Origin of the sequence: Candidatus Pelagibacter sp. RS39 (assembly GCF_002101315.1) — a bacterium.
Classification (GTDB): Bacteria; Pseudomonadota; Alphaproteobacteria; order Pelagibacterales; family Pelagibacteraceae; genus Pelagibacter.
The window spans coordinates 798,194-810,867 of record NZ_CP020777.1 but is presented as its reverse complement, the minus strand read 5'-3'; the positions used below and the strand labels follow the sequence as shown (position 1 = coordinate 810,867).

14 protein-coding genes are annotated in these 12,674 nt (G+C 31.0%); 8 read left to right on the top strand and 6 right to left on the bottom strand.

Going from position 1 to position 12,674, the window contains the following annotated elements:
• Positions 1–50: 50 nt before the first annotated feature.
• The 3 genes from B5L73_RS04385 to B5L73_RS04375 are packed head-to-tail and all read right to left on the bottom strand — an operon-like array spanning position 51 to position 1,918.
• Positions 51–446 carry a carbonic anhydrase gene (locus B5L73_RS04385; RefSeq protein ID WP_232309643.1) on the bottom strand — a complete coding sequence of 132 codons (396 nt, stop codon included), beginning with the start codon at positions 444–446 and terminating at the stop codon, positions 51–53.
• Positions 446–1,045 carry a pyridoxamine 5'-phosphate oxidase family protein gene (locus B5L73_RS04380; RefSeq protein ID WP_085148383.1) on the bottom strand — a complete coding sequence of 200 codons (600 nt, stop codon included), beginning with the start codon at positions 1,043–1,045 and terminating at the stop codon, positions 446–448. Before B5L73_RS04380 ends, B5L73_RS04385 begins: the two co-directional genes overlap by 1 nt.
• A gap of 3 nt (positions 1,046–1,048) precedes the next feature.
• Positions 1,049–1,918, bottom strand: a complete 870-nt coding sequence (locus B5L73_RS04375) for an NAD(P)-dependent oxidoreductase (RefSeq protein ID WP_085148381.1) — start codon at positions 1,916–1,918, stop codon at positions 1,049–1,051.
• A 12-nt stretch (positions 1,919–1,930) separates the two neighbouring features.
• Between B5L73_RS04375 and B5L73_RS04370 the strand changes: the two genes are divergently transcribed.
• Both B5L73_RS04370 and rpoZ read left to right on the top strand, forming a co-directional pair.
• Positions 1,931–3,136, top strand: a complete 1,206-nt coding sequence (locus B5L73_RS04370; RefSeq protein ID WP_085148379.1) for an MFS transporter — start codon at positions 1,931–1,933, stop codon at positions 3,134–3,136.
• Positions 3,137–3,179: 43 nt separating this feature from the next.
• Positions 3,180–3,713, top strand: coding sequence for a DNA-directed RNA polymerase subunit omega (rpoZ, locus tag B5L73_RS06555; RefSeq protein ID WP_085148376.1), 534 nt, complete (start codon positions 3,180–3,182; stop codon positions 3,711–3,713).
• Here rpoZ and B5L73_RS04360 read toward each other — a convergent pair.
• Positions 3,710–4,852 (bottom strand): CaiB/BaiF CoA transferase family protein, encoded by a 1,143-nt coding sequence (locus B5L73_RS04360; RefSeq protein WP_085148373.1) that lies wholly within the window; start codon positions 4,850–4,852, stop codon positions 3,710–3,712. The genes rpoZ and B5L73_RS04360 overlap by 4 nt on opposite strands.
• Positions 4,853–4,947: 95 nt before the next feature.
• On the opposite strand from B5L73_RS04360, the gene dctP reads away from it, so the two are divergent.
• The 5 genes from dctP to B5L73_RS04335 are packed head-to-tail and all read left to right on the top strand — an operon-like array spanning position 4,948 to position 9,666.
• Positions 4,948–5,958 (top strand): TRAP transporter substrate-binding protein DctP, encoded by a 1,011-nt coding sequence (gene dctP, locus B5L73_RS04355; RefSeq protein WP_085148370.1) that lies wholly within the window; start codon positions 4,948–4,950, stop codon positions 5,956–5,958.
• Between the two features lie 51 nt (positions 5,959–6,009).
• Positions 6,010–6,504 (top strand): TRAP transporter small permease subunit, encoded by a 495-nt coding sequence (locus tag B5L73_RS04350; RefSeq protein WP_085148367.1) that lies wholly within the window; start codon positions 6,010–6,012, stop codon positions 6,502–6,504.
• Complete coding sequence (locus B5L73_RS04345; RefSeq protein WP_085148364.1) at positions 6,505–7,836, top strand: TRAP transporter large permease; 1,332 nt, start codon at positions 6,505–6,507, stop codon at positions 7,834–7,836.
• The gene (gene dusA / locus B5L73_RS04340) at positions 7,826–8,830 is read left to right on the top strand and encodes a tRNA dihydrouridine(20/20a) synthase DusA (protein ID WP_445082222.1); all 1,005 of its coding nucleotides are present in this window, start codon (positions 7,826–7,828) and stop codon (positions 8,828–8,830) included. The genes B5L73_RS04345 and dusA overlap by 11 nt, the downstream gene beginning before the upstream one ends.
• Positions 8,830–9,666, top strand: a complete 837-nt coding sequence (locus tag B5L73_RS04335) for a sulfite exporter TauE/SafE family protein (RefSeq protein WP_085148360.1) — start codon at positions 8,830–8,832, stop codon at positions 9,664–9,666. The genes dusA and B5L73_RS04335 overlap by 1 nt, the downstream gene beginning before the upstream one ends.
• A 3-nt stretch (positions 9,667–9,669) precedes the next feature.
• Here B5L73_RS04335 and B5L73_RS04330 read toward each other — a convergent pair whose 3' ends face one another.
• Positions 9,670–9,870 (bottom strand): DUF2061 domain-containing protein, encoded by a 201-nt coding sequence (locus B5L73_RS04330; RefSeq protein WP_085148357.1) that lies wholly within the window; start codon positions 9,868–9,870, stop codon positions 9,670–9,672.
• A gap of 207 nt (positions 9,871–10,077) precedes the next feature.
• Between B5L73_RS04330 and B5L73_RS04325 the strand changes: the two genes are divergently transcribed.
• Positions 10,078–11,160 (top strand): hypothetical protein, encoded by a 1,083-nt coding sequence (locus tag B5L73_RS04325; protein WP_085148354.1) that lies wholly within the window; start codon positions 10,078–10,080, stop codon positions 11,158–11,160.
• Here B5L73_RS04325 and B5L73_RS04320 read toward each other — a convergent pair whose 3' ends face one another.
• Positions 11,161–12,615, bottom strand: coding sequence for a phosphomannomutase/phosphoglucomutase (locus B5L73_RS04320; protein WP_085148351.1), 1,455 nt, complete (start codon positions 12,613–12,615; stop codon positions 11,161–11,163).
• Between the last annotated feature and the right edge of the window lie 59 nt (positions 12,616–12,674).

Below are 12,674 nucleotides of genomic sequence, written 5' to 3'. Positions count from 1 at the left end.
ATATAAAAATTTGTTAAGGAACTAGCCAAGCATTTTTAATATTTCTTAAATCAATCTTTTAGAGATAAAATCTTAAAATATATTTTTAAATTTGGAAATTTTTTATTTAAAGTTTTTTTTATCACTTTGAACGAGTCTTTGTGTATCTTGTTTTCAATAATAGAGGTAAATTTCTTTTTACCATTTACAATTTTTGCAGCACCACAATCTTTATGATTTATTACAATAAGTTTATTAATCTTATGTAATTTGATGGAAGTTGATAAATTATCTATAAAAGTAGAGTGCCATTTTTTAAATTTTTTGTGAGTTACACCAATGCCGGCCCCAGCTATTGTAAAAGAACTATATTTTCCTGTGAGTTTTTTACCTTTTAGATATTTATAAACTTTTGGCTGAAAACGTGGATCCATACAAGATAGAACCATTGCTTCGTATTTTTTCATTAAGGAACCAGCCAACTTTCTTTTTTATTTTCTAAATCAAACTTAGCTCTACGGTGCCCTTTAGCTGCAAGGTATAACCACTCAATAGATTTAATTTTACACTTAATAACTGTAAAATTTTTATAACCCTCTTCACTTTGTTCCATCGTGTAATCAAAATCCTCTAATTTAGATATCATTCCGGAGGTTGGATTATCCGATGCAGTTCCAGGAGGGCTATCAGTTAAGTAACATCTTCTACTAATATGTTGAGTTTTTTTCCAAGATTTCTCAGTGGTAGAATTTTGATTATTTACTTCACACTCAACTTTAACTCTTAATTGTATCTTTTCTTCTTTATCATAAAAGACTAAAGAAGCATTTTTATTTTTCTTGAGAATCTCTACTTTTGGCGATCTAAGATCGGTGTGAAACTGTAACAAATTATTCTCTCTATCTGATTTTCTTAACACAACAATTCTGCCATCAACTTCGTTTTGATGAGCACAAATAAAAACTGGAATTCTGAATGGCGAGCCTCTATTGGTCACAGCATCATCTAACATAGACCAATACTTATTTTGAATTTCCGCAAAATCTTCATAGTATGCTGGCTGCATACTTTATTTTCTAAATCTTTTTATTAAGCTTGAAGTATCCCAACGATTACCACCCATGCCTTGTACTTCACCATAATATTTATCAACGAGTTCAGTGACAGGTAACAATGAGCCATTATTTTTAGCTTCATTCATTGCAATCTTTAAATCTTTTCTCATCCAATCCACTGCAAAACCAAAATCAAATTTGTCATCAATCATTGTTTTATATCTATTTTCCATTTGCCAAGATTGTGCAGCACCTTTTGAAATAACTTCAATAACATCTTCCATGTTCAATCCAGCCTTCATTCCAAAATTAATAGCTTCAGATAGGCCTTGAACTAAACCTGCAATACAAATTTGATTAACCATTTTAGCTAGTTGTCCATTGCCAGGACCACCAAGTAATTTCATTTTTTTACTGTAACAATCAATCTTATCTTTTGCTTTATCAAAATCAGTTTGATCACCACCGATCATAACTGTTAGTGCTCCATTTTCTGCACCAGCTTGTCCTCCTGATACAGGAGCATCTAATGCACCAAATCCATTTTTTTTTGCATAAGCATGAATCTCTCTCGCAATTGTTGCAGAAGCAGTTGTGTTATCAATATAAACAGCTCCTTTTTTGATTGTTTTAAATGCACCGTTGTCTCCAAAGGTTACTTCTCTTAAATCATTATCATTTCCAACACATGTAAAAATGTATTCTGCGTCTTTTGAAGCTTCAGCTGGAGTATCAGCTATATTACCTTTGTATTCTTTAATCCATTTTTCAGCTTTGGATTTTGTTCTGTTAAAAACAGTTACATTGTGTCCACCTTTTGATATATAACCAGCCATTGGATAACCCATGACACCAAGACCTATAAAAGCAACATTACAGCTCATAATTTTTTTAATATGTTTAAAAGTTTAAGTTTAAAAGTAATTATATTTGGTTTTATATTTACATTTTTTTCTAGTTTTGGACAGAGTTTTTTTCTTGGTCTTTTTAATTCTAGTATACGAGATGCTTTATCTATCACCCAGGGACAATTTGGAACAATCTATGCATCCGCAACCTTGCTCAGCAGTTTTTTGTTAATTTGGGTTGGAAAAAAAATAGATGATATCAATATATTTAAATTTGCATTTTTTGTTACAATACTTTTATCTTTTTCTTGTTTTTTCTTCTCAAAGATTTCTTCAATAACTTTTTTGTTTATAGCAATTTTTTTAATGAGATTTTCAGGTCAGGGTATGATGTCTCATACTGCAACAACGACAATTTCAAGATATTTTACAAAATCTAGAGGAAAAGCTTTAAGTACAAGCTGGTTTGGTCTCTCTACTGCTGAATTTATATTGCCTGTTTTAATTGTATATTTACTCACTGTTACTTCTTGGCAAAATTTATGGATATATATTTCAATATTAGTTTTAATACTTCTTCCAATTACCTCTTTTATTTTAGTAAGGAATTTAAACTTTGAGTCTAGAGAAGAAACTAATCAAAATGAGTCTAATGAAAAAATAAAACAATGGAAAAGAATTGAAGTACTTAAAGATTATAGATTTTATATCGTTTGTTTGAATATGTTAGCAATGCCATGGATTGCAACAGGTGTATTTGTTTACCAATCTTTTATCACCGAGTCTAAAGGGTGGGGCACCTATGTAATTGCACAATCTTTTATGGTTTATTCTGTTTTGTCAGTAATAACTTTATTAGTTGCAGGTTTTTTGATCGATAAATTTACTAGCAGAAAATTACTTATTTTTATGAATATTCCGTTGTTAATCTCAACAATAGTTTTAATGTATTTTGATATTTCATTTTCAGCTTTCTTATTTTTAGGCTTAATTGGTATATCAAATGGACTTGCAAACGTATTAGGTTCTTCAACGTGGGCAGAAATTTATGGTGTAAGACACATCGGCTCTATAAAAGCCTTAACTACAGCGTTAATGGTTTTTTCAACCGCTTTTGGTACTGCATTTTTTGGTCTTTTAATTGATACAGGATTTTCAATAGAACAAGTTGCGCAAGTATCATTTATCTATATCGCTTTAGCTGCAGTTTTGTTATTTTTTGTTAGAAATAAGCTAAATCCTCAGTATTTATAAAATTCCCCTTGATTTTTTAAAGTTCACTGTATAGATACTCCGCATGGCTAGAGTAACAGTAGAAGATTGCATCGATAAAGTAGAAAGTCCTTATGAATTAGTTTTAGTTGCCAAAGAAAGAGCAACTCAACTTAACACTGGAATAGAACCAACTTTAGATAGAGATAACGATAAAAATACAGTTATTGCTCTTAGAGAAATTGCAGAAGAAAATATTAAAGTAAATGAACTTACTGAAAGTGCAGTTTACAAATTAAGAAAACATGTAGAGCAAGTTGATGATGGTGCTGAGGATGATGAAGATGTAGGTGATGATTTTGAAAGTCTATATAAAGGTGAAATTTCAAAAAGTGGTACTCCTATTTTGCCATCTAAGAGAGCAAGAAAAACTCCAGAGAAAATTCAAGTTTCTAATGAAGACTTAGCAGAACTATCTCAAACTGCTAAACCAGACATTGATACAGCAGCTACCGATGAAACAGGTGATGAGCAAGGCGATGTTTCGTTAGATGAGGTGACTGAAACAGAAAATCAAGCTACTGAGCAAGACACTTCAAACGAAGTTGAGAACAATTAAGTAAATTCTTTTAAAATTTTTTCTCTATGTTCGTCTAAATCAGGGATATCACCTCTAGTTTTTTCATCTTTATAAGTAGACATTTTAATTGGATTACCTGCTAATTTAAAATCTCCAATCTCTTTATGAAATGCTTTAACAATCATGTTTCTTGCATCTACTTGAGGATTTTCTACTGCTTCTTTAATATTAAATATTGGACCACATGGAATTTTTTCTTTTTCCATATCTTTAACCCATTCACTGGTCGATCTAGATGCTAATTTTTTTTCAAGAATTATTTTAAGTTCATCCATATTCTTAGCTCTTGATGAATTGTCAGAAAATTTAGGATCTTTACTTATCTCAGGCATTGCTAAAAGTTCACAGAGTTTTTCAAACAATCTATCGTTCCCAGCAGCAATGATAATGTAACTATCTTTTGTTTTGAAAGCTTCAAAAGGTGCAATAGATGGATGACGTGACCCCATCGGTTTTGGTATTTCATTTTTTGCTAAGTAACGAGCGATAGCATTTTCTAAAATTGCTATTTGACAATCTAGCATCGAAACATCTATGAACATCCCTTTACCTGTTTTTTGTCTATCATAAAGAGCTGCATTAATTCCAATTGCTGTGAACAAACCAGCAGTGATGTCACCAATTGATGTCCCAACTCTAGTTGGTTCAGAATTAGGCTGACCAGTTACACTCATTAATCCACCCATACCTTGTACAACCATATCGTAAGCAGGTAACTCTTTCAAAGGACCAGTTTGACCAAATCCAGAAGCAGAAGCGTAAATTAATTTAGGATATTTTTTATTAACATCTTTCCAACCGTAACCCCATTTTTCTAAAGTACCTGGTTTGAAATTTTCCACTAAAATATCAGCTTTAGATAAAATTTTATCAAAAATTTTTTTATCCTCACTATTTTTTAAATTCAGCGCAATACTTTCTTTACCTCTATTCAATGACATAAAATAGGCTGAGTAATCTTTAATGAATGGTCCAAATTTTCTAGAGTCATCTCCAATTTCTGGGGCTTCAACTTTAATTACTCTTGCACCAAGGTCTGATAGTATCATTGTGCAGTAAGGACCGACCAATACCCTTGTTAAATCAACTACTAGTAGGTTTTTTAACGGTCCATCCATATAATTTTATATAACATGAGTTTTTGTCGACTTGACTCTTATTAATAAGTTCACTTTAATTCAACTATTAAAAATAACAATAGAGGGAAAAAATAATGTTAAAAAAGATATCTTTATATTTAACTTCATTAGTTTTTGTTTTTACTACTATTGGTTCTGCTTATGCAGTTACGCTGAAAGCAAGTCACCAATGGCCAGGTACACCAAGAGCTGATGGATCTTATGACCCACGTCACGAAATGGTTCAAATTATTGCTGACGAGGTGAAAAAAGCAAATGTTGGAGTAGATATTAGAATTTACCCAGCTAAATCATTATACAAACCAAAAGAACAGTGGAAACCAATGACAACTGGTCAATTAGATATTTCTGCTTTTCCATTAGCATATGCTTCTAAATTCCATCCAGAATTTGACGCAACTTTAATGCCTGGAACAGTAAAAAATCATGACCACGCATTAAGATTTAATAAAGGTCCAATGATGACTGAAATTAAAAAAATTATTAATGATGCTGGTGTTGTAGTTTTATCTGATGCTTGGTTAGGTGGTGGTTTTGCTTCAAAAACAAAATGTATTAAAAATCCTAGCGATGCAAAAGGTCAAGTTATGAGAGCTGCAGGAAAAGCATTTAACCAAATGTTAGAAGCTGCAGGCGCAGGTATACAAAGTATGCCATCATCTGAAATTTACACAGGTTTACAAACTGGTGTATTAACAGGTGCTAACACTAGTTCAGGAAGTTTTGTAAGTTACAAAATTTATGAACAAGTTTCATGTGCAACTCCTCCAGGAAAATTTGGTCTATGGTTTATGTATGAGCCAATTTTGATGTCTAAGAAGTCTTTTGATGCCTTAAATTCTAAGCAGCAAAAAGCTTTAATGAAGGCTGGAAAAGTTGCTGAGAAATACATGACAGCTCAAGTAGAAAACTTAGATAAAAAGTTTGAAGATGCTTATAAAGCTGCAGGTGTGAAATTAGTATACATGGATGCAAAAGATCATGCTGCATGGGTAGAGATTGCGAAAAAATCTTCTCATAAGGCATTTGCTGACAAAGTTCCAGGTGGCGATAAGCTGATGGAAATGGCTTTAGCAGTTAAATAAAATAATATATAAAGAACCCCTATTTATTCTTATTAAATAGGGGTTTTTTTTATGAAAAAAAAGTATCTTCAATTTTGTGATCATATAGCCAAAGCATGTGGTGCTTTTGCTGTATTAGCATTGCTCTTATCAATCTTAGTAATCGTTGAACTTGTTTTTGAAAGATATTTTTTTCAAAGAGCAATCACATGGCAAACAGAACTTGTAACTATGTTGTTAGTTGCTTCAACTTTTATAGGGAGTGTATACGTTCTGAGTGAGAAAGCTCATGTGAGCATGGAATGGATTTATGATTTTTTATCCAAGAAAAATATAATTAGATTAAAAATTTTTACATCATCTATTAGTTTATTATTTTTCCTAATTTTATTTTATTTTGGATTTTTAATGTTCGAGGAAGCATTTACCAAAAATTATTCAACAGGAACTGTGTGGGATCCACCACTATGGATACCATATTCATCAATGATGTTGGGGGCTTTATTAATGATATTACAGTATATCGCAGAAATTATAAAATTAACTGATGAAGAGGATTTTAGATAAATGGATCCATTGATTATAGCATTAATTGTTGCAGTTTTTACTTTATTGGTACTTTTTTCTGGAATTCCAATTGCATTTGGTTTGAGTTTTGTTTCGATAGCTCTTTTGGTAACATTTGAAGGTTTTCAAATGCTTGATGTCTTTGCGGAGACGTTTTTTGCAGGATTAAATTCTTTTGTTTTACTTTCAATACCAATGTTTATTTTAATGGGAATGGCAGTTGCCAATTCTCCTGCAGGAAAAGATTTATATACAGGCTTAGATAGATGGCTTTGGAGAGTACCGGGAGGACTGGTAATTTCAAATATTGGAGCTTGTTCAATTTTTGCAGCTTTAAGTGGATCTAGTCCAGCAACTTGTGCTGCAATTGGAACAATGGGAATACCGGAGATGAGAAAAAGAGGTTACTCCGACCAAATCGCAACAGGAACCATTGCTGCTGGAGGAACCTTAGGAGTTTTAATTCCTCCTAGTATTGTTTTAATTGTTTATGGAATCGCAACTGGTACATCAATTGGAAGATTGTTTTTATGTGGTCTTGTACCGGGCTTTATGTTGGCAGGTATGTTTGCGATATGGGCTTTAATACACAGTTATTTTATTGATAAAGATGCAGCAAAAGCTTTAAGAAATAGAGTAAGACCAACTTTAAAAGAAAAACTTGAAGTATTACCAAGGATTCTTCCTTTCTTAGCGATTATCGCTGGTGTGTTGTATGTACTTTATGGAGGAGTCGCAACACCATCAGAGGCTTCTGGAGTAGGGGCATTTTTAGTTTTTGTATTAATTGCTGTTGTATACAAAATTTATCAGCCAAAAAAGATTTGGAACATTGTTAAAGTTTCAATGAAAGAAAGTGTAATGATAATGTTCATTATTGCTGCTTCATATCTTTTTGCATTCACTCTTTCGCAACTTTATGTAACTCAATCTCTAGCACAAAGCATGGTGGAATTAAGCTCAAACAAATGGGTTGTGTTCATTCTAATAAACATATTTCTTTTGATAGCTGGTTTCTTTTTACCTCCAGTTGCAGTTATTGTAATGACCTCAGCAATATTATTGCCAGTTATTACTACTTTAGGTTTTGACCCATATTGGTTTGCAATAGTATTTACAATCAATATGGAGATTGGCTTAATTACACCACCAGTTGGATTAAATCTTTATATTATAAAAGGAATTACCCCAGACGTTAGTTTGTCAGAAATTTTAAAAGGATCTATACCGTTTATGATAATTATGGCTTTAGCTATAGTAATTTTATGTATTTTTCCTGAGATTGTTACATGGCTACCTGATAAAATAATGGGTAAAGACCTTGGATTCTAAAAAAAAAATAAACAGAAAAATATCAGTTGCCCCAATGATGGATTGTACTGATAGACATGATCGTTTCTTTTTAAGACTGATGAGCAAAAATGTAATGCTCTATACTGAGATGGTTGCAACAAAATCTGCAATTCATGGTGATAGAAAAAAAATTTTATCTTTTAGTCCTGAAGAAAAACCATTGGCTCTACAAGTAGGTGGGTCTAATAAAGAAGAGTTAGCAGAAGTAGCTAAAATTGCAGAGGATATGGGTTATGACGAAATTAATATTAACCTTGGTTGCCCTAGCAAAAAAGTTCAAAAAAATAAATTTGGAGCATGTTTAATCAAAGAACCTGATTTGGTTGCTGAATGTATTAATTCAATGGTTAACGCATGTAAAATTCCCGTTACAGCTAAGACAAGAATTGGTTTCGATGATACAGAAGAGTTCGATTATTTAAATAATTTTATTCATAAGATGAGAGATGCTGGTTCAAAAACATTTATTTTGCATGCAAGGAAGGCTATTTTGACAGGCTTGTCTCCAAAACAAAATTTAAATATTCCAAAATTAAACTATAAAATGGTTTATGATGTTAAAAAAGAAAATCCTAATTTAGAAATAATTATCAATGGCGGTATCACAAAAGTTGAGGAAATAAATAATCATTTAAATTTTTGTGATGGTGTAATGATAGGAAGATCAATTTATCAAAATCCTTATTCCTTAATTGAAATTGAAAAAGAAATATTCAAGACAAAAAGTAGTCCCACAAGGGAACAAGTTGTAGAAAAACTTTTAGAGTATGCTGATAGAGAAGTAAAATTAGGAACAAAAATTAATCATATCATGAGACATACAGTAGGTTTATATCATGGACAAGTTGGTTCAAAAGAATGGAAAAGATATTTAAGTGATAACATGATGGCAAGAGACTCCGATTTTCAAAAAGCAAAACATATTATGACTATTGTTCAGAATAATGAAAAGGCAATTCAGGCCAACTCATAATGGAAACTTTAGACATAAATGAAATTATAAATCTTTTATTTGTTTTATCTTTAGCAGCATCAGTCGCTGGTTTTATGGCAGGTTTATTAGGCGTTGGTGGTGGTATTATAATAGTGCCTGCCCTTTATTATGCTTTTACTGTTTTAGATTTTGATATTGCAACAAGAATGCATCTTTCAGTTGGTACTTCGTTAGCAATCATAATTCCAACTTCCATCATATCAACAAAAACCCACATGGAGTATGATGCGGTTGATTTTAAGTTAATCAAATCATTTGGTATATTTATTTTATTTGGTGTAATTGGCGGAACATTTTTAGCAGTAAACTTGAAAACACCTGCTTTTGTTCTATTTTTCTCAATTATGGCTTTTATAGTTGGTTTATTTTTTATTTTTTTCAGAGAACAACTTTTAAAAAATCCAAAAATGATCTCTGACTCTGCTAAAAATATTTCTGGAGTTATTATAGGTTTTATATCTGTATTATTAGGTATAGGTGGTGGTTCTTTAATGGTTCCTTTTATGAGAACTTTTGGTTACGATATTAGGAGATCAATAGGAACTGCAGCAGGAGTTGGATTTTTAATTGCAGTTTTTGGTACTGTCACGATGATTACCGGAGGTAAAATTGTAGATAACATAAGTACGCCTTATAGTTTTGGATATGTAAATTTACTTGGATTTTTAGTTTTTGTACCAGTAACAATGCTAATGGCTAGAATAGGAGCTAAAGCAGTTTACAAAATAGATAAAAATATTTTAAGTAAAATCTTTGGAATATTTTTGATTATTGTATCGATCAGATCTTTTTTTGAATACTTATCAATAACTTAAGATTTAATCAGTTCCCCATTTAACTCTGCTCCAAATTCTTTCGTGAAAATAGTAGAAAAAAAGTGGAACTATTGAACCCACACCAAGTATTCCCGCACCCGTGAATGTTCCAGTGTAGATATAACCAAAAATTACCCAATAAACAAAAATGATAAATCTCCAAGAAAAAGTTTTGGCTACTGATCTAATTTTTTTATCTGCCATAAAAAAAAAGAGGTGACTTCAGTCTCCCTCCATCACCTCACAGTACAAATTTAATTGATTCTTTAAAATTTAATGAACACTTAATAGTTGAATCTATGAGTTAATCACCAAAGTTAATTGGTTTAACATAGCTTTCACTCAAAGATTGTACTCAATATAACCACAACTTCTATATGCAACAAATATGAAAAATTGTTATTTTACACAATGAGTAAAAACAAGGTGAAAAAAAAGATTCGAAATAATCTTAAAATTTTTAAATCTATTCCTGAGAGTATTATTGATGGAACAAAAAATAAAATTGGGAATTTTTATCAAAATTTTAAAAAAAATAGAGAGAAAAGAAAATTACAAATAGAAAAAGAGAAAAGAATTCAAGAAAAAAAAGAAATTCAACAACAAAAGAAACAAGCTCAAAAAGACAAAATAAACAGAGCTAAAGAAGAGAGACTTCAAATATTAGCCCAAAAAAAATTAATCACAGAAAATGAAAAACAAATTCAAAAAAATGAGGAAAAAAGAAAAAAAATTGAGGCTAAAAGATTAAAAATAGAACAGCAAAAAATTAAAGATGAAGAAGCAAAAAAATTAAGGGAAGACGCAAGAAAATTAAAAGAAGAAGAGTTAAGAATAAAGATATTAGAAAGACAGAAAATTAGAGAAGAAAAAAATAGAATTAAATTAGAGGAAATAAAATCAAAAGAATTAGAAGCTCAAAAACGAAGAGATGAAAAAGAGCAAGAAAGACAAGAAAGAAATAGATTAAGAGATTTAGAGAGACAAAAAAGATTAGATGAAGAGCAAAAATTAAGAGAAGCCGCGAGAAAATTAAAATATGAAGAAGAAAAATTAAGAGAAACTGAAAATAGGTTAAGACAACTTGAAATAGATAGACAACAAGAGCTAGAAAGACAAATTTTAAAGGAACAAGCAGAGCAAAGAGCTAAAGAAGAAGAACTTAAAGAAAAGGAACGAAAAATTAAAGCTGCAGAAGCCGAAAAATTATTAAAAGAAAAGGCGGAGAGAGAAAGGACTGAAGAAATAAGAAAAGAACAAGAAAAACAGAGACTTATTGAAGAGGAAAGAGCTAAGTTGTTGAAAGAAAAAGATGAAGAGGAAGAGAGAATAAAAGAAGAAAATCGTAGAATTAAAGAATGGGAGGATAAATTTGATCAAGAACAAAGATTAAGAGAAGAAGAATTAATCAAAAAATTTTATAGTGATCATTCACAACCATCAAAAACAGAAAATGATATTAACAAAAGTGAAAATAAAGAGGAAAAAAATTAATTAAATTTTTTGGTCATACTCACCAATTTTTCCAGTTCTCATTAAGGTCTCATCGATAAATTTAAAAATATTCAATTTCCTTTCATCTGAAGTTGGGCTTTCAGTTACTACGACTAAAGATGGTTTATTTGATGACGCTCTAATTAAACCCCATGAACCATCTTCAAAAGAAAATCTAACTCCATTAACAGTTATAATCTCTTTTATCTCTTGATTGTCTATTTTAATTTTCTGATCTTTTATTTTTTTAAACTCTTTTATCATCTCATTAACTACATTATATTTTTCCTCATCTTTACAAAATGGTGCCATTGTTGGTGATTGATAAGTAGTTGGAAGTTCTTTCATTATTTCACTCATTTTTTTTTCTTGATTATTTAACAAATGACAAACCTGAATTGCTGAATTAATTCCATCATCATAACCATAACCTAGTGGTTGATTGAAAAAAAAGTGTCCACTTTTTTCAAATCCAGCCAAAGCTTTTTCATTATATACTTTTCTTTTGATGTGAGAGTGACCTGTTTTCCAATATAAAGTTTCACATTGATTTTTGTTTAAAATTTTGTCAGTTGAGTAAAGACCAGTAGATTTTACATCTACAATAAACTTTGAATTTTTATGTGAATTAGATAAATTTCTAGCAATCAGTAAGCCTATTTTATCAGAAAAAATTTCGTTCCCCTCATTATCAATTACACCAACTCGATCACCATCTCCGTCAAAACCAAAACCGATATCAGCATTGTTCTCTTTTACTGATTTGGCTATAGCATGGAGCATTTCTAAATCCTCAGGGTTTGGATTGTATTTTGGAAAATTCCAATCTAAATTACAGTCTAATTCAATTACTTCACACCCAATTCCTCTTAGTATATCAGGAGCAAAAATCCCTGCTGTACCATTGCCACACGCGACTACAGCTTTTATTTCTTTTTTTAACTTATTCTTACTTATTAAATCCTCTTTATAGACTTTATCAAAATCTTTAATTTGTTTTTCATTACCTTTACCCTTAGTAAAATTTTGGTTTAAGGTAATTTCTTTTAATTCTTTCATTTCTTCAGGAGCATGCGTTAATCCTTTTTTGATCCCCATTTTTACTCCCGTCCAGCCGTTTTCATTATGACTAGCTGTTACCATCGCAACTGCATCAGCATCCAAATTAAATTGTGCGAAATAAACCATTGGTGATAAAGATAAACCAACATCCTCAACGAAACACCCAGTTGAAACTAAACCTTTTATTAGAGCTAACTTTATCTTTTCACTATATGATCTATAATCATGACCGACTATTATTCTTGGGTTTTCTTTTTTAGTATGTTGTTTAATTTGAGTACCTAGACCTTTCCCAAGATTCGTGATTCCTTGCTCGTTAATATCTTTCTCATAAATCCACCGTGCGTCATATTCTCGAAAGCCGAAAGGATCTATTTTAATTGATTGAGTCATGCTGTTAATTACTTACATTTTTTTAGTTTTTATAGTTGAATTATTTTTTAACTGTTCTA

What these genes read in the sequence shown, in the direction of transcription:
- B5L73_RS04385 (WP_232309643.1), bottom strand. Translation starts at nt 446, where the DNA reads ATGAAAAAATACGAAGCAATGGTTCTATCTTGTATGGATCCACGTTTT.
- B5L73_RS04380 (WP_085148383.1), bottom strand. Translation starts at nt 1,045, where the DNA reads ATGCAGCCAGCATACTATGAAGATTTTGCGGAAATTCAAAATAAGTAT.
- B5L73_RS04375 (WP_085148381.1), bottom strand. Translation starts at nt 1,918, where the DNA reads ATGAGCTGTAATGTTGCTTTTATAGGTCTTGGTGTCATGGGTTATCCA.
- B5L73_RS04370 (WP_085148379.1), top strand. Translation starts at nt 1,931, where the DNA reads ATGTTTAAAAGTTTAAGTTTAAAAGTAATTATATTTGGTTTTATATTT.
- rpoZ (WP_085148376.1), top strand. Translation starts at nt 3,180, where the DNA reads ATGGCTAGAGTAACAGTAGAAGATTGCATCGATAAAGTAGAAAGTCCT.
- B5L73_RS04360 (WP_085148373.1), bottom strand. Translation starts at nt 4,852, where the DNA reads ATGGATGGACCGTTAAAAAACCTACTAGTAGTTGATTTAACAAGGGTA.
- dctP (WP_085148370.1), top strand. Translation starts at nt 4,948, where the DNA reads ATGTTAAAAAAGATATCTTTATATTTAACTTCATTAGTTTTTGTTTTT.
- B5L73_RS04350 (WP_085148367.1), top strand. Translation starts at nt 6,010, where the DNA reads ATGAAAAAAAAGTATCTTCAATTTTGTGATCATATAGCCAAAGCATGT.
- B5L73_RS04345 (WP_085148364.1), top strand. Translation starts at nt 6,505, where the DNA reads ATGGATCCATTGATTATAGCATTAATTGTTGCAGTTTTTACTTTATTG.
- B5L73_RS04335 (WP_085148360.1), top strand. Translation starts at nt 8,830, where the DNA reads ATGGAAACTTTAGACATAAATGAAATTATAAATCTTTTATTTGTTTTA.
- B5L73_RS04330 (WP_085148357.1), bottom strand. Translation starts at nt 9,870, where the DNA reads ATGGCAGATAAAAAAATTAGATCAGTAGCCAAAACTTTTTCTTGGAGA.
- B5L73_RS04325 (WP_085148354.1), top strand. Translation starts at nt 10,078, where the DNA reads ATGAGTAAAAACAAGGTGAAAAAAAAGATTCGAAATAATCTTAAAATT.
- B5L73_RS04320 (WP_085148351.1), bottom strand. Translation starts at nt 12,615, where the DNA reads ATGACTCAATCAATTAAAATAGATCCTTTCGGCTTTCGAGAATATGAC.